The sequence below is a fragment of the Microbulbifer maximicatervae (SeqCode) genome, assembly GCF_052467825.1.
Genome location: NZ_CP174327.1, coordinates 2900583 through 2916425 on the forward strand (window position 1 = coordinate 2900583; position 15843 = coordinate 2916425).

Annotated in this window: 11 protein-coding genes; 5 read left to right on the top strand and 6 right to left on the bottom strand. The window is 49.4% G+C overall.

Annotation, left to right across the window (positions count from 1 at the left end; translation table 11 throughout):
- Positions 1–14: 14 nt before the first annotated feature.
- Both ACJJII_RS12900 and ACJJII_RS12905 read left to right on the top strand, forming a co-directional pair.
- Entirely contained in the window at positions 15–971 is a 957-nt protein-coding gene (locus ACJJII_RS12900; protein WP_282931792.1) for an acetyl-CoA carboxylase carboxyltransferase subunit alpha, read from the top strand.
- A 553-nt stretch (positions 972–1524) separates the two neighbouring features.
- The gene (locus ACJJII_RS12905) at positions 1525–2787 is read left to right on the top strand and encodes a sugar MFS transporter (RefSeq protein WP_444916477.1); all 1263 of its coding nucleotides are present in this window, start codon (positions 1525–1527) and stop codon (positions 2785–2787) included.
- A gap of 147 nt (positions 2788–2934) precedes the next feature.
- Here ACJJII_RS12905 and ACJJII_RS12910 read toward each other — a convergent pair whose 3' ends face one another.
- Positions 2935–3774, bottom strand: coding sequence for a LytR/AlgR family response regulator transcription factor (locus ACJJII_RS12910; protein ID WP_444916478.1), 840 nt, complete (start codon positions 3772–3774; stop codon positions 2935–2937).
- Positions 3771–4943 (bottom strand): sensor histidine kinase, encoded by a 1173-nt coding sequence (locus tag ACJJII_RS12915; protein WP_444916479.1) that lies wholly within the window; start codon positions 4941–4943, stop codon positions 3771–3773. Before ACJJII_RS12915 ends, ACJJII_RS12910 begins: the two co-directional genes overlap by 4 nt.
- A gap of 524 nt (positions 4944–5467) precedes the next feature.
- Between ACJJII_RS12915 and ACJJII_RS12920 the strand changes: the two genes are divergently transcribed.
- The 3 genes from ACJJII_RS12920 to ACJJII_RS12930 all read left to right on the top strand — a co-directional run bounded on the left by ACJJII_RS12920 (position 5468) and on the right by ACJJII_RS12930 (position 11338).
- Positions 5468–6799 (top strand): sugar MFS transporter, encoded by a 1332-nt coding sequence (locus ACJJII_RS12920; protein WP_444916480.1) that lies wholly within the window; start codon positions 5468–5470, stop codon positions 6797–6799.
- 385 nt (positions 6800–7184) lie between these two features.
- Complete coding sequence (locus ACJJII_RS12925; RefSeq protein ID WP_444916481.1) at positions 7185–9776, top strand: glycoside hydrolase family 3 protein; 2592 nt, start codon at positions 7185–7187, stop codon at positions 9774–9776.
- Positions 9777–10588: 812 nt separating this feature from the next.
- Positions 10589–11338, top strand: a complete 750-nt coding sequence (locus tag ACJJII_RS12930; protein WP_444916482.1) for an alpha/beta fold hydrolase — start codon at positions 10589–10591, stop codon at positions 11336–11338.
- Between the two features lie 129 nt (positions 11339–11467).
- On the opposite strand, the gene ACJJII_RS12935 is transcribed toward ACJJII_RS12930, so the two are convergent.
- From ACJJII_RS12935 to ACJJII_RS12950, 4 genes are all read right to left on the bottom strand, one after another.
- Positions 11468–12139, bottom strand: coding sequence for a DUF1349 domain-containing protein (locus ACJJII_RS12935; RefSeq protein ID WP_444916483.1), 672 nt, complete (start codon positions 12137–12139; stop codon positions 11468–11470).
- Positions 12136–13218: a sugar phosphate isomerase/epimerase family protein gene (locus ACJJII_RS12940; protein WP_444916484.1), complete on the bottom strand. Its 1083-nt coding sequence runs from the start codon at positions 13216–13218 to the stop codon at positions 12136–12138. The genes ACJJII_RS12935 and ACJJII_RS12940 overlap by 4 nt, the downstream gene beginning before the upstream one ends.
- 95 nt (positions 13219–13313) lie before the next feature.
- Positions 13314–15050 carry a GMC oxidoreductase gene (locus tag ACJJII_RS12945; protein ID WP_444916485.1) on the bottom strand — a complete coding sequence of 579 codons (1737 nt, stop codon included), beginning with the start codon at positions 15048–15050 and terminating at the stop codon, positions 13314–13316.
- An 11-nt stretch (positions 15051–15061) separates the two neighbouring features.
- Positions 15062–15655 (bottom strand): gluconate 2-dehydrogenase subunit 3 family protein, encoded by a 594-nt coding sequence (locus ACJJII_RS12950; protein ID WP_444916486.1) that lies wholly within the window; start codon positions 15653–15655, stop codon positions 15062–15064.
- Positions 15656–15843 lie beyond the last annotated feature (188 nt).

A 15843-nucleotide genomic window follows, 5' to 3' on the forward strand; every position in this document is an offset into this window, starting at 1 on the left:
AAGGCGCAGATTTCATGAATTTTAATTTTCTCGAGTTTGAGCAGCCAATTGCAGAGCTGGAAGGCAAGATAAAAGAGCTGCAGCTTGTGGGTGATGACAACGAGCTGAATATCGCCGATGAAGTTACCCGGTTGCGGGAGAAGAGTAGAACTTTGACCGAGTCCATCTACTCCGACCTGAGCCCATGGCAGGTCGTACAGGTAGCCCGCCATCCGCAACGTCCCTATTCAAAGGACTATATCGAGCGCTTGTTTACCGATTGGGATGAGCTGCACGGCGACCGTCACTTTGGTGATGACAAGGCGATTATCGCCGGTATCGCTCGCTTAAATGGCAAGCCGGTAGCGGTGATTGGTGAAGAGAAAGGCCGCTCTGTAAACGAGAAGGTTGCACGCAACTTTGGTATGCCGAAGCCGGAGGGTTACCGCAAAGCCCTGCGTGTTATGGAAATGGCCGAGCGCTTTAAAATGCCGGTGCTGACCCTGATCGACACCCCGGGAGCCTATCCGGGTATCGACAGTGAAGAGCGCGGTATCAGTGAAGCCATCGCCCAGAACCTGGCAGTGATGTCCCGCCTGCGCACGCCGATTATTTGTACCGTGATTGGTGAAGGTTCATCCGGTGGTGCGCTGGCGATCGGTGTGGGTGACCAGCTGAACATGCTGCAGTACTCCACCTACTTTGTAATTTCCCCTGAGGGTTGCGCCAACATTATCTGGAAAACGGTCGAGAAAGCGCCTTTGGCCGCTGAGGCGATGGGGGTGACCTCCAGCGTGTTGGAAGAGTTGGGTATTGTGGATGAAACCATCCCCGAACCTCTCGGTGGCGCTCACCGCGATCCAGATGCAATGGCCAATAACCTCAAAGACCGTCTCAGCGAGCAGCTGGACCAGCTGAGCAGCATCCCCATTGATGAGCTGCTGGAGAAGCGCTATCAGCGCCTGATGAGCTACGGCAATATCGTTTCCTAAGCTGCTTTTTTACTCTAGGGAGTTGTTCAGAGGCTCCCTAGATCCTTTCCCTGCCGCGCCAAGTGTATAAATTTATTGCCGTGTGCGCGGTTGGTGTTTCCTTCCTAGTCCCTTCTTTCCCTACTCATAGATGCTTGCGCTTGTGTGTCATTTTCCGCGCGATTGAGTTTTCCCTTTCGCTGTCCCTCTGCCTGAAAAAACCACTATTTACAGAGCTGCCTTGTGGTCAGTCTTGTCAAAACAGCTAGGTTATTGGACTCCCGGGAAGCCTTAGAGGGAAAAAAAGTACTCAAACAGGTTGATCTACTCTTTCGAGGGAAGCCGTTGAGAAAGCGGTTTGCCTGACCCGATAGCAGACAGTCTGGAGCCTGGCGGCCGCTGATTGTCCACGCTGCCCCCATTTTGAACCCCCTTATCGAAAAGCCCTCTGAGGCGGCGCTACCTCCATGATAGAAAGTACCAACAATAAAGATTGGTGCAATAGGCACAGGTTTGCCCGGATAAAAATATCGACCGGAGAGACCTGTGAGCTGAAGTCTCAGGATTAATAATTATGGCAATAATGCAGAGTAATACAGCAACGGATGCTGCGCAGATACCGACGGGTGACCAGTCGGGGCACAGGTTTGCCCTGGTGGCGCTGACCTCACTATTTTTTATGTGGGGCTTTATCACCTGCCTGAATGATATTTTGATTCCCTACTTGAAAGGAATTTTCGAGCTGAACTATGCCCAGGCAATGCTGGTGCAGTTCTGCTTTTTTGGTGCTTATTTCCTCGTTTCCCTGCCTGCCGGTGCCCTGGTCAGTAAAATTGGTTATCAGAAAGGGATTGTGACCGGCTTAAGTATTTCGGTGGTTGGCTGTTTGCTGTTTATCCCCGCTGAAAGAATGGAAGTCTATGCGCTATTCCTCGGTGCACTGTTTATTCTGGCTTCCGGTATTACTATTTTACAGGTTTCCGCCAACCCTTATGTGACAGCACTGGGCGATGAGCGCACTGCGCCCAGCCGCCTGACTCTGACCCAAGGCTTTAACTCCTTGGGCACGACTATCGCTCCTCAATTTGGTGCACTGCTGATTTTACCCGCTGCCGGTGTTGCAGCGGGTGCTGCCAGCGCTGCTGTTATTGAAGTGCCTTACCTGATCCTGGCCTCCGCGCTGGCGATCCTGGCTATCGTCTTCGCATTTTTGAATTTGCCCTCAATTGTCAGTAGTGCAACTTCTGAGTCTGTTTCCAATACTGAAGCCGCTTCCGCCTGGAGCTACCGTCACTTGGTGTTGGGCGCGATCGCTATTTTTGTCTACGTGGGTGCCGAAGTCTCTATCGGTAGCTTCCTGGTGAACTTTATCGCTGAGGATTCCATTGCCGGTTTGGAAGAGTCTGAAGCCGCCTTCTATATCTCCCTGTATTGGGGTGGCGCTATGGTCGGTCGCTTTGCCGGCGCTTTAATTATGCGCTTTATCTCTGCTGGCAAAGTGCTCGCAATCTGCTCTATCGGCTCCTGTGTACTGTTGTTGATTACTGTTACGGGTAGCGGCTATCTGGCGATGTGGGCGGTACTGGCTGTGGGTCTGTGCAACTCTATTATGTTCCCGACTATCTTTAGTTTGGCGCTGGCCAAGCTGGGCCCATCGACCAGTCAGGGCTCCGGAATCTTATGCCTGGCCATTGTAGGCGGTGCCATTGTGCCGTTGTTACAGGGGCTTCTGGCTGACCAAATTGGTATCCAATTGGCGTTCGTTCTGCCGATCTTCTGTTACCTCTATATTCTCTACTACGGTCTCTCAGGACACCGTACAGATAAACGCGCTTAAGTTTTCTTTTCTTCTCTTCTGAGCTCGTTTGCCGGCATTTTTATGCCGGCTTTTTTGTGTCCGGAATAAATGGCCAATTTGAAATGTATTTGATTGTGGAGGGGAGGGGGTACCGGCGATCCCTGCCAGTTTTAGAGAGGTTGGGGGTTAGGAAGCTTGGGGGGCAGTTAGATCAGACTGTTTGTTGGAATCGAGAAACTCTTTAATCGGTAAGCGATAGTTGCGGCTTACTTTCAGCTTTGCGCCGCTGCTCAGGGTGAGAAAGTACTCGCCTTTGGTTAAAACCTTGATATGTACAATAAAGTTCAGGTTAACCAGTGTGGATCTGTGAATGCGTTTAAAAGTGTCCGGGCAGAGTTGTTTTTGCAGGTCTTTAATAGTGCTGCGCATTACATGGGTTTCCCCTTTGGCATGCACACACATATAGTCACCCGCCGCATCGATCCACTCGATATCCGGTTGGCTAACCATGGTGATACTGCCCCGGTCTTTAATGGCGAGACGTTGGGTTGAAGCAGTGGCGTTCTCTCCGCTTGATGCTTTGCCGGCACTGCTTTCGAAAGATCGCATCAGGCGATTTTTCTCTTCCTGATGGCCATCCTCTCCTTTGGATATCATCTGTGCCTGGCGCTGTCGGGCCCGGTCGAGGGCGGTTTCCAGTCGGCGCGGGTCCAGTGGCTTGAGTACATAGTCAACTGCGTGGACTTCAAAAGCCTTAAGGGCGTATTGGTCGTAGGCTGTGGCAAAGATGACCAAGGGCATGGTGTCAGCCTGCAGGTTGCGCACTACATCAAAACCGTTCATTCCTGGCATCTGCACATCGAGAATGAGTAGGTCCGGGTTGTGCTCTGAAACTGCTTGGACAGCTTCCCGGCCATTGCGACAACAGGCGAGAATATCCAGGTCCCTGCGTTCTTCGAGCATACTTTTCAGTAGTCTTAAAGCCAGGGGCTCGTCGTCCACCAGTACGACGCTGAGCTTGCTCATTGAACTTCTCCCTGTGTCAGGTGGGTTGATGGGTTGGAAATTTCCAGTGGAATATTGATGAGTACTTGCATACCGCCATCAGAATTTTTGTTTTGTTCTATTTTGAAATCTTGAGGGTAGAGCGTGGATAATCGTTCGCGCACGTTTTTGAGGCCCACTCCTGTTGAGGAGGATTCCGGGTCACATTCGCTGGCAAAGTGATCTGGGCAACCGGTGTCGTAGACTTCCAGCACCAGGCGATCATCGGTGTTGTGTGCATGGATACCGATATTGCCCCCCATTTCGTTGGGGGCTATGGCATATTTCACCGAGTTTTCCACCAGTGGTTGCAGCAACATGCTGGGCACTTGTGCGCGGCGTACGGTTTCATCGATCGACAGGTCTACGGACAACCTGTCGGCAAAGCGGGTTTTTTCAATCTCCAAGTAGAGCAATACCGCCTCGATCTCTCGTTCAAGCTCAACTTTCTGCATCGGATCTTCTTTTAGGGAGAGCCTTAAAAAATCACTGAGACGCACAACCATTTCTCGCGCTTCATCAGCTTGCTGGAATCGAATCAGGGCGTTAATGGAGTTGAGCGTATTGAAGAGAAAGTGGGGGTTAAGCTGGTAGCGCAACATTTTTAGTTGCGCTTCATTGGCGATGGCCTCTGCTTGGAGTCTGCGGAGTTGCTCCCGTTCATGTACTGCTGCAACCTCCAGCATTTTCTTGTGCTCTTCATTGAGTAGGAAGTGATATTTTACCCCGCAGTACAGGGCGCTCCAGAATAAAAATACAAATAAAGAAGCGTAATACCAGCCGCCGAACTCAGACCAGATCGAGTGTTCACCACTGAGGCGTATATAGGCCTCCATTCGAACCAGGGTCCATATTCCCGAAATAACAGCGACAGCCAGAAGGTAGATCACGGTGCGGAAAGCGAGCTCTGATTCCCAGGCAACATCAAAAATCGGTTTTAGAAACAGGGATAATAAAAATGCAATAGCGCACTGGAATACTGTATTGACCGGCTCGAAGTGGGGCCACTCAGTCGGGGAGTGCCACAGGGTCAGTGAAAGAAAAGTGACCAGTAATATACCAACCCAGCTGACCAGCTGCAGTTTCCAAAACCAGCGGGTCGACTGAATTTCAGTGTTCGGTCTCGTTTCCAGACGGGTCGAGTACTGCATGATTTCCCGCATATTTAGTATTGTGAAAAGGACGGGATAGACGCTCATCGTCGCGTTCATTATTATCCGCGAAATATTACCTTGCAGAAACGTGACCCGCTAGGGGGGATAGCGCCACGCTTCCTACTCATCCCCGAGAAAGTCCTTTCTATCTGATTTCGGGGTGAATAGTCGAGTAATTTTCGGCAATCTCGATTCAGAAGACAACTCCTCTCTATTTTTAAACCCGAGTAAATCGGTCAGAGCTTCTTTGATAGCAAAGTTCAGTGGTACTTCTGTTTATCCAGTTCGACACTATTAGATTGTCTATCTGGTCAAAAACGGTAATTTGAAATTTGGTTGAGTAGATAGGTAGTTGCCAGTAATTGTGGTAAAAATGTGCAGGGCCTTTAACGGCTTGAATGAATCCACAGTTGCAGGGGTGATATTGGCTTCTGTTGAAAATGTTGTGGTGGCGGAAAAAATTCCGGGTGAATGGACAAACCGCTAGTAAGAAATAGTTTTGATTTGGGGATCGGTTTCCGATGAGCCAGATGTTGCCCGAATCGGGGTTCTCCTCGAGCGAGATGGCTAAATATGACACTGATGCCCGTGCTGGAGTAGCAGCCGGCGTTGCCCCGCGCTATATCAATTTAATTGCACTTACGTCCCTATTCCTGATTTGGGGATTTATTACCGGCCTGAACGATGTGCTGGTACCACACCTGAAAAATGTTTTTGAGCTGAGTTATACCAAGGCTGTCTTGGTGCAGTTTTACTTTTTTGCTGCTTATTTCCTTGTGTCTGTACCGGCAGGCATGTTGTTGAGGCGGGTTGGTTATCAGTTAGGACTGGTACTCGGGCTTTTGGTGGCCTGTGCGGGTTGCCTGGTCTTTATTCCCGCTGCCCGCCTGCAAATCTACGAAGTCTTTTTACTGGGGCTGTTTGTCCTGGCTTCCGGTATTACCCTGCTGCAGGTTTCTGCGAACCCCTATGTTATTGCGCTGGGCAGTGCTCGCACGGCGCCCAGTCGACTGAATCTGACCCAGGCTTTTAACTCCCTCGGAACTACCTTGGCACCGGTGATTGGCGGCGCAGTTTTCTTTGCTGGGCTCACTATTTCCGCTGACCCGGATACAGCGGCGAGTATTATCGAGTTCAGGGCTCGCGAAGCGGCTTTGGTTGAGACCCCTTATTTCTGGTTGGCCGTACTTCTCCTGGTAATGGTCGCTTTATTTTCCTGGATCAGGTTGCCAGCTATTCCCGAGCACCAACAAGGTGGAGGGGCGGATGGTCACGATGTGTTTTCTCTGTGGCGTTTTCCCCGCTTGACCTTGGGGGCTGTGGGCATTTTTGCTTATGTTGGCGCAGAGGTGGCTATTGGCAGTTTTCTGGTGAGTTTCTTTGGTGAGCCATCAGTGGCCAAGATGGCTCCTTTTGAAGCGTCAAAGTATGTCTCCTATTACTGGGGTGGGGCGATGATAGGGCGCTTTGCAGGGGCCTTTTTGCTTCGCTTTGTTTCTGCGGGAAAAACCCTGGCGGTTTGTGGTCTGGGTTCGGTGGTGCTTATTGCCATCGCGATGATGACGTCTGGCCCGATCGCGGTCTGGTCCATAGTTGCAGTGGGCCTGTGTAACTCGATTATGTTCCCGACCATATTCAGCCTGGCCTTGCGTGGGCTGGGCAAACATACCAGCCAGGGTAGCGGTGTTCTGTGTATGGCAATCGTCGGCGGTGCAGTTATTCCTCTATTCCAGGGGATGCTGGCCGATAGCGCCGGTATCCAGTATTCATTTTTGGTGCCTCTGGTGTGTTACTGCTACATCGTTTATTACGGCGCTTTTTCGCGAACCCTGCGCGGTAGCGCGGCGGAGTAAAGCCTTCATTTGTCCTTTCCGCCTTGTCTGCGATTTGGACCAGCCCATCGGATTTCTATTGGCCTATAGAGACAAGTACTGCAATTTGTTGTCATTGCGAACTGTGCCCACAGGGTAGCCATGACTTAGTTTTATGGCCGTTCGGTGCATACGGCATTCGCAGAACTAGATTCCGACGAGAGCTGGGTTTGGAGTTATCTCTAATATTTCAGCTCGGTGGAGGCAGACCGTGCACAACTGCCGGGGCAGGTGATGTGCGGCATAATAAATATGGCGATAGTAGGTCGCGCTGGGTGTAGGGCTTTGGAGATATTTCCTCTGAAGTTTGTCTGAGCGCAACTCGTAGAGCCAGTTAACAAGCGTGGAATAATTTTGGGAGTTATTCGTGAATTTTAGTAAGCGATTTTCGCTGGGCTTTGTGCTCTGTGCTTCTGTGCTCGCCGGGTGTCATTCCGAGAGCCAACAAACTGAGCCAAAAGCCGATAAAGCGCAGGCCGATACTGGCACCAGTGCCGCCGAGGGCATCGACAACTGGCCTGAACTCAAGCCAGCCTTACCACGCGATGAAAAGCTGGAAGCCCAAATCACTGAAATCATGTCCCGCATGTCTCTGGAAGAGAAAGTGGGTCAGATGATCCAGGCGGAAATCCGCAGCGTTACTCCTGAAGATGTGAAGACCTATCACCTGGGTTCCGTATTGAATGGTGGTGGCGCCTTCCCGAACAACGATAAGTTTGCCACGCCGCAAGACTGGTTGGCCCTTTCTGACGCCTTCTTTAAGGCTTCTATGGACACTTCCGATGGCGGTGTTGCGATTCCCCTGATCTGGGGCTCCGATGCGGTTCACGGCCACAACAATGTGATCGGTGCGACCCTGTTCCCTCACAATATTGGTTTGGGTGCCGCTCAAGACCCGGAGCTGATTGAGCGTATTGGCAGCGCCACCGCCCGCGAAGTGGCAGTGACCGGTATTGATTGGACTTTCGCTCCCACCGTCGCGGTAGTCCGCGATGACCGCTGGGGCAGAACTTACGAGAGCTATTCCGAAGATCCCAAGATTGTTGCGGATTATGCCGAGGCAATGGTGAAGGGGCTCCAGGGCGAAAAATCCAGCGCTGAATTCCTGCGCGGCGAAAATCTGGTAGCCACTGCCAAGCACTTTGTCGGTGACGGTGGTACGAATCGAGGAATTGACCGAGGTGATAATGCGGTTCCGGAAAAAGAACTGGCAGAAGTCCATGCAGCGGGTTACCTGACATCTCTGCCGGCAGGCGTACAGACCGTTATGGCTTCATTCAATAGCTGGAACGGTGAAAAACTCCACGGCCACAAATACCTTCTGACTACTGTTCTGAAAGAGCGCCTCGGTTTTGATGGATTTGTGGTGGGCGATTGGAATGGCCACGGTTTCGTGCCCGGTTGCACCGTAGAGAGCTGTGCAGCGGCGATTAATGCCGGCCTCGATATGTTTATGGTGCCGGCGGACTGGAAAGCCCTGTACAACAACACCCTGGCCCAGGCCAAGAGCGGTGAAATCGGTGCAGAGCGTATCGATGATGCTGTTCGCCGTATCCTGCGAGTGAAGATCCGTGCAGGTCTGTTTGACCGCAATATGCCGCTGGCAGGCAAAGACGGCATCCTGGGCAACCCGGAGCACCGCGCAATCGCTCGTGAAGCGGTACGCAAATCCCTGGTGTTGCTGAAAAACAACGACCAGCTGCTGCCATTGGCTGCGGACCAGAATATTCTGGTTGCCGGCGATGGTGCGGATAACCTGTCCAAACAGAGTGGTGGCTGGACGATTTCCTGGCAGGGTACCGGCAACACGCGCGCAGACTTCCCCGGTGCCACTTCAATCTTTGAAGGCATTTCATCGGCGGTTAAAGCCGCTGGCGGTGAAGCGGTATTGAGTGCGGATGGCAGCTTCTCAGATGCCACTTTTGCTAATGGTAAGGCACCCAAAGTTGCTGTTGTTGTATTTGGCGAAGAGCCCTATGCAGAGTGGCACGGCGATATTACCAACCTGGAATACCAGCGCGGTAATAAGAAGGATTTGGCGCTGCTGAAAAAACTGCGCGAGCAGGGTGTTCAGGTAGTGAGCGTTTTCCTTTCAGGCCGTCCTCTCTGGATTAACAGTGAATTGAATGCATCCGATGCCTTTGTTGCTGCCTGGCTGCCTGGCTCTGAAGGTGCTGGTGTTGCGGATGTGCTGATTAAAGGCGCCGATGGGGAAGCCCGTTACGACTTTACTGGCAAGCTGCCATTTAGCTGGCCAATGCACAGCTATCAGAATGTCCTGAATCCTTACCACGACAATTACGAGCCATTGTTTGAGTTGGGCTATGGCCTGGCTGCTGAACAGGAATCCCTGGTGAGCAACGAATTGCCGGAGACCAGTGAATCCAGTGCCGGTGGCGGTTTGGAAGAAGCCTGGCTGTTGGTATCCCGCCCGCAAGCTCCCTGGGTGTTGAATATTGCTGAAGCTGGGGCAGAGGTTGTACCTGTACACGGTAACTTCGCGGTTAGCGGAGACGATAAAAACATCACTGTCAGCTCCATCGATATGTCTTCCCAGGAAGATGCTCGACTGATTACCTGGAAAGGCCTGCGTCCTGGTGCAGTTCAGTTGTCTGCTGAATATATGCAGGACCTGAATGTCTACCTGGAAGAGAAATCTGCGCTGACACTGAATATCCGTGTCGATCAGCCAATTGAAAAGCCGGTGGTGGCTACCATGAACTGTGGTGATGGCTGTTCTGCCAAGGTACCGCTGGAGTCTGCGCTGAAATCCATGGAACAGGAAAGCTGGACCCGGGTTTCTGTAGATCTGCAGTGTTTTGTAAAAGCCGGTGCGGATTTCGGCAAGGTCTTTAGTGCCTTTGGTCTGGAGAGTGAAGCTCCGATGGCTATTGCGGTTGCCAATGTTAAGTTGACCCCGGAAGCTGGAGTATCTGCTGATATTCGTTGTGACGGTTAAGTTACAACACACTTAAAGGGCTAATTACCCTCAGTTCTAACCGGAGCCTGTTTTTTGGTTCCGGTTAGCGGCTGAAACAATTTGTTCTCACAGGAACGGTGCCAGTGTGATGTTCCATCCCGTTGGCACTTCTTTGCCCGCCAATCTCTTCTTTCCAGACATTACTATTTCTTTTATCCCATAGATTTACTACTGGGGTGGAAGGAAAGAACACACTTCACTTGAGACACGCTGTGAATACATCCCTGTAAGCTCCTAATCGGCATCCGTGCCTCATAGGGTCCCGAGCGCAGTGTATTATTTCCTTCTCCATTTTTAGTATATTGGATAGCGTTATCCCACAATAAATCTACCTCTCCTAATTTTTGTTATTTCACGCCTTCATAGTATTACTTGTCACAAAATTATTGCCGCTATTGGTGCTGTGTTGAGTTGTCAAGCACTGCAAGCGTGCAGGCAAATAGATTATTCAATAAATTTTATTTTCTAATCTGATTTAAATTTCAGGGTGAGCTAGGTTTTGCGTAGGTTCCATTTTTTCAGGAACAGAAAGGTAATTAATTTGAAATGAAGCTGCCATTCCTCACTGGTTAGTATGGCTTCGCTCTCAAAATTAGGGCTCTTGGATAGTTGGCATTCTTATTGCTTGTTATTTTTCGAGTGTTTACTTTTCAGACCTAGCCTTCCATTGAATTATGGCGGTTATGGTGGGTTGGTTCCCTATTTGATTTTTGTGCATTTTGAGGTCCTCGGTCATGGTAGTGCCGGGGGTGGTGCGGATAAATTAACTTGAAATGGAATTGGAGGAACTAATGGCACCTTGTCATATCGTTTTTTTACCAGGACTTTTCGCGCGTGGATGGATTTGGAACCAGGTTGCAGACGCTTGCCGGCAGCAGGGGCATAAAATAACTGTTATCGAGCCATCTATCCCCGAGGTTTTTATGGGTAAGTTGGATTCGGCCCACGAAATGATTCGAGAGTGCCTCCAGTTAAATGGAGATATGGATAATAATATTCTGGTCGGGAACTCGATGAGTGGGCTTATTACGTTAGATTTTGCCGCAAAGTATCCTGAACTGGTAGCCGGGGTGGTTATCAGTGGAGCCCCGGGGCTTGAGGAATTGGAGGCAGGAGTTTCCCTTTCTGATTTACGCGGGTCGGTACCTGGAGCAGCAAATATACTTTGTGAGCGGGTCTTCCGAGATATTAACCGCCTGCCGAAACCGGACTACGAAAAGGGCGTGGCCGATATCGATACCATATTCTCCACTAATGAGACCTTTAAATCTGTGATTAAATGGCTGAATATAAGCAGGAAATATGATGTTCATGAAAGCCTGGAAAAAGTGAGATGCTCGATCAAGTTAATATGGGGAGACTTTGATCAAATAACACCGGCTGAATCCTGGCGGTTGCTGGCCTCCCAGAATGATAATTTGGATTATTGTGAAGTGTATGATTGTGGGCACAGTCCTATGCTTGAAAAGCCTGAAGAATTTTATCAGCTTCTCTCTGGGTATCTTCTTGGTATAAACAGGCCCTTGGCGCGGACTGCTTGATGACAAGCATTTCCCGGGTGGCTCGAGATGCATAGCTATGACAGAAGTTGCGCTTGTCATAGCTATGTATCTCGAAGGCTGTTATTAATGTTCTCTCGAAGTTTTTTCCTCGAGACGATAGTCGGGTCGTTAGGTTCCCTGCATATAGTCTGTAATTGTTTTTTCCTCAAAGTTAATATCAGAAAACAAAGCTTGTACTTTGAGGCCTGTAGGTGATTGGGCGAGAAAACCAATCCTGGTGGGCTTGGAGGTCTGCAGGGAAAATGATCGAAGGTATGACCAGTGTCTGCTATCCTCTGAGTGATAAAAGAAGTATGTAGTTCCTTTCCTTGCAATTTTTAGATGGCTGTATTCCCTCTGGGTTTCTATATGGTAGGCATCGTCACCACCTTTATAAACGACGGTAGACGCTATGCCATTTTTGCCAGAGTTAAACCTCTCAAGTAGAAGTTTTGCCCAGTTTCCCTCGTCTGCATAAACAATTAAAGCGGCTCCATCAAAATTTTTCTCAAAGTCTACAGAGACTTTTGCGGAAAAAATAAAGTCAGTATTCGGTGCGAAAAGTAACCTTGGGGCATTGTCTATTTGATAAGAGCTGTCGGCATTGGTGAATAAATCGCTGCCTTTTGTAGCGGTGATGGTGATTTTTGAAGGTGCGATGTTTGGTTCTTGAATTGTGTGCTGTTTTTCCAGCGGATAGGGAATTCTTAAATAGTTGTAAATTTCTGGGGCGGCTGTCATTGCTATGCAATTGCTGGCTTGAAGTATCAAAGTCAATAGGGCGGGGAGTAGGTATTTCATGATTTTATATCCTTTCTAGTGGACATATACGATGAAAGGTATTGCTGAAGATTTGCTTTTGATTTTATAAGTGCCTCTATTGTTTCCATGCCCTTTGGTGTAGTCTCCTGCTCAAGAATAATCCACTGGCTGCCGCCGACTTCGATACTGGCCTCAATAATTGAAGGCCAATCTATTAGATCCATGCCGATTATAAGGAGCCTCTGAATAACTCCGTAATGCCTCTGCGGGCCTTGAAGGCTGCAGATGTTAGGCGCAGCTCGCCGCGAATGGCCGTAGCCCTTTGCAAGAGCTGCAACGCAGCAGCTGTAGCCTTCAAGGCCCGCCCTTCGGGGCTCGCAGAGCGATTCACACTCCGCGTTGCAACTTCTTGAAAGGTCTAGACATTCCTGCGAAGCCGCGCCTTGATTGTGAACCGCTCTGCATGCCAGAGGCATCATGGAGTTATTCAGAGGCTCCCTAGCTTTATTGTTAATATTCTCATCAGGAACCCAGGATTTAAAGTGAGTGGTATAGGTTCGCCCCGGATATCGTTTTAGATAGTTGATAGGATCTTTGCCTGCCGCAGAAACCCAGCCGATGTCTAACTGCAAAATGAAATTGTCATCAGTAGACTGGGATATATAGTCCCAGAAAGTTGTGTTTTGATAGGTGGAAAATTCTTTATCGTGATTATGAAATCCCATTTTCAAACCGTACTTGGAAAGAACGGATTGCGCACTGCGAAGCTGCGATATTAACTTGTTTACTCCGTTAGGGTCCCAGCTTCTCGGGTCCCAGCCAACAATTAGGTATTCGGCACCCAGGGTCTGGTAATAAGTGGCCGTTGCATCAATTGATTCCGGGAGCAGCTGGGTAATAGAAACGTGTGCACCGCTCAATTTTAGCTTTAATTGCTCCAGTAGAGAGCGGAGTTCCTTTGATTTTTCTTTGTACAGACCTAGTTCCGCAGCCAGTTCTATCGCATTAAAACCTGCTGCTTTTAGTCTTTTTAGTGTGCCTGAAAAGTCCCGGTTTAACTCATGGCGAACAGACCATAGTTGAACCACGAGTTGGGGTTCAATTTTCTCAGTAGTCATATTCACTTCTATCGCGATTGATTTTAAGGTAGGTAAAGTTGTCAAGAGAAGAGCTGTAAACAGATTGCGAGATAAATTTCGTAGGCTTATCACTTTTATAATCTCCCCGCAGAAAGTTCGCTGGCTGCATAGTTTGCGGCTCGAGCAGTTAATGCCATAAAAGTTAGAGAGGGGTTTTGAACTGCTGAAGAGGCGAAGCAGGAGCCATCGGTTACAAAAAGGTTGGGTATATCGTGCGACTGGTTGTGCCCATTTAAAACTGAGTTGGTTTTATCACTACCCATTCGTGCTGTGCCTACCTCATGGATGGCACTTCCAGGGGGGTATTTATCACTAGTGACTTGTCCACTAACTTCACTTAGCCCCAAATTCTTAAGCATAGCTTGCATGGTCTCACAGGCATCCTCCATCATTAGGCGCTCATTTTCAGACCATTGGCAATTGATATGTAGTTGCGGGATTCCCCACTTATCTTTTTTGGTGGAGTGGAGGCTGACCTGGTTTTCGTGCCTCGGTAACATCTCTCCCTGTGCACCGATCCAAAATCCCCAGCGCCCAGGTTGTTGCAGTTTTTCTTTGAAGGATTTTCCAATCCCCTCGGAAGCAGCCATTGTCCGCCAGTCCTGCCGATAGGCGCTTCCTGAAATCTGGTAGCCGCGCTTGTAGTGCTTTCGGTAAAGTTCGGGGCGATATTGGAAATTGGGAATCAGGATGCCGGTTGGTCTCCACCCGGAGAAGTACTCATCTTCATAACCATCAATAAAGCCGTGGGCTGAGGCATTGTAATTGTGGTCCATAAGGTAGTGGCCCAGTACACCAGAGCTGTTGGCGAGCCCCTTGGGGAAATGCTTGTTGGCTGAGTTGAGGAGTATTTGGGTTGAGCCCAATGTGGATGCGCAGAGGAAAATGATTCGGCCAAAATACTCTCGTTGTTGCAGGGTTTCGCTGTCGATTACCCTTACGCCAGCTACTCGGTTCTTTTTCGAATTATAAATAAGGCTGTGTACCACGCTATTACTGGCAATTTGTAGTTTGCCGGTTCTCATTGCGGCTGGCATGGTGGCGCTTTGTGTAGAAAAGTAGCCGCCGAATGAGCAGCCTCGTTGGCACTGGTTACGAGCCTGGCAGTTGTATCGGCCTAGGGCTACCTGTTCCCGGTTTGGCTTGGTCAGGTGAGCAGCTCTTCCAATAATGAAATGCTTATCACTGTACTGCTTTTCAAACTTGGACTTGATGTCTTGTTCACACTGGTACATCTCAAATGGTGGTTGGTATTCGGAGTCTGGCAGCTGCTCAATATTGTCAGTATTGCCACTGATTCCGGCAAAGCGTTCGACTTTGCTGTACCAGGGTGCAATATCCTTGTAGCGAATGGGCCAATCAACTCCTACGCCATCACGTTTGTTTGCGAGAAAGTCGTGGTTACTAAATCGATATGACTGCCGGAACCAGAGAAGGCTTTTGCCCCCTACTTGATTGCCGCGAATCCAGGTAAAGTCTGAGCCGGACTCTGTGGAGTAGGGTTGTTCGTTGTCATTGCAGAAAAAATGCTTGGTGCTTTCATTGAGAAAAATACTACGACTTTGTATCGGATAGATTTCTTTTTTCTCTTTCATGTTCATTTTAGTACGGAGTGGGAATTCCCAAGTTCCTTTGTTTTCTGTGGGGTAGTCCTGGCCGTGTTTTACCATCCTGCCCCGATCTATCATCAGGGTATTTAACCCTCGTTCGGTTAGTTCTTTTGCTGCCCAGCCACCGCTAATACCTGACCCTATAACGATTGCGTCAAATACTTGGCTTTCTTTTTGGATCAATAATTCATCATTTTGCATAGTGCTTTCCTTTAAATACGTGGCAGTGAACCCCAGGCCTTCCCGGTTTGATCCAAGGGAACTGAACCTTTGAACCCACCGGGAATTGCTTGGTAAGCAAGTTCACGGGTGGCTCCGGTAAAGCTGGTGTAGTAGCCAAGGCACACCAGGAATTTAAGATTCCTGAAGTCTTGCTGTAAGTCTGGGTTAAAGGGGGCTATTCCGGTGTCGAGTGATTCGAGTAGAGCAACCGATTGTTCTGGGGCAAGATGAATAAAGGGGTGTCCATACCGGGTGGTGGCACACTCATCCAACTCATGTAAGAGCTTTTTGGTTTTTAGCTGGGTCTGCTCTTCTATGCAGTCGGTTAAATAGTGATCGACAAATAAATGGCACTCTGTTTCAGCTGCGCCGGGAGTATCCGTTGCGGGTATCAGGTAGGAGCAGATTTTGTGCAGGGTGGTGAGTTGTTCAATAGAGAAAAGCCGTGCCCGGTAGGCGTCAGTTCTTCGCGATTTGAAAAAATTATCTGCTGCCGCAAGAGCTTGCTGCTCTGTGCAGGTTAGGGCCAGAGAGGTCCCGCCCACAGTGGCCAGTCCTTGAATAAATTTCCGACGGTTTATCATCCCGGTCTCCCCTTGTTGCTTGAAGAGTTAGTTCTTTTCTGGTGAATCGATACTGGTAGGGAGATTTTGTCTTCGGGGCTCAAGCTCGTCGTCTTGATTTGTGGTAATACCCAAATCTGGACGTACAAATTCAGGTATTACCTAAAGCTTTACCCCTCATTTGGACGGGTCGATGGTGGTTTAGTGGT

Bases quoted from the DNA above. Each gene is read 5' to 3' on its own strand.
- ACJJII_RS12900 (WP_282931792.1), top strand. From the start codon at position 15: ATGAATTTTAATTTTCTCGAGTTTGAGCAGCCAATTGCAGAGCTGGAA.
- ACJJII_RS12945 (WP_444916485.1), bottom strand. From the start codon at position 15,050: ATGCAAAATGATGAATTATTGATCCAAAAAGAAAGCCAAGTATTTGAC.
- ACJJII_RS12905 (WP_444916477.1), top strand. From the start codon at position 1,525: ATGGCAATAATGCAGAGTAATACAGCAACGGATGCTGCGCAGATACCG.
- ACJJII_RS12930 (WP_444916482.1), top strand. From the start codon at position 10,589: ATGGCACCTTGTCATATCGTTTTTTTACCAGGACTTTTCGCGCGTGGA.
- ACJJII_RS12910 (WP_444916478.1), bottom strand. From the start codon at position 3,774: ATGAGCAAGCTCAGCGTCGTACTGGTGGACGACGAGCCCCTGGCTTTA.
- ACJJII_RS12940 (WP_444916484.1), bottom strand. From the start codon at position 13,218: ATGACTACTGAGAAAATTGAACCCCAACTCGTGGTTCAACTATGGTCT.
- ACJJII_RS12920 (WP_444916480.1), top strand. From the start codon at position 5,468: ATGAGCCAGATGTTGCCCGAATCGGGGTTCTCCTCGAGCGAGATGGCT.
- ACJJII_RS12950 (WP_444916486.1), bottom strand. From the start codon at position 15,655: ATGATAAACCGTCGGAAATTTATTCAAGGACTGGCCACTGTGGGCGGG.
- ACJJII_RS12915 (WP_444916479.1), bottom strand. From the start codon at position 4,943: ATGCAGTACTCGACCCGTCTGGAAACGAGACCGAACACTGAAATTCAG.
- ACJJII_RS12935 (WP_444916483.1), bottom strand. From the start codon at position 12,139: ATGAAATACCTACTCCCCGCCCTATTGACTTTGATACTTCAAGCCAGC.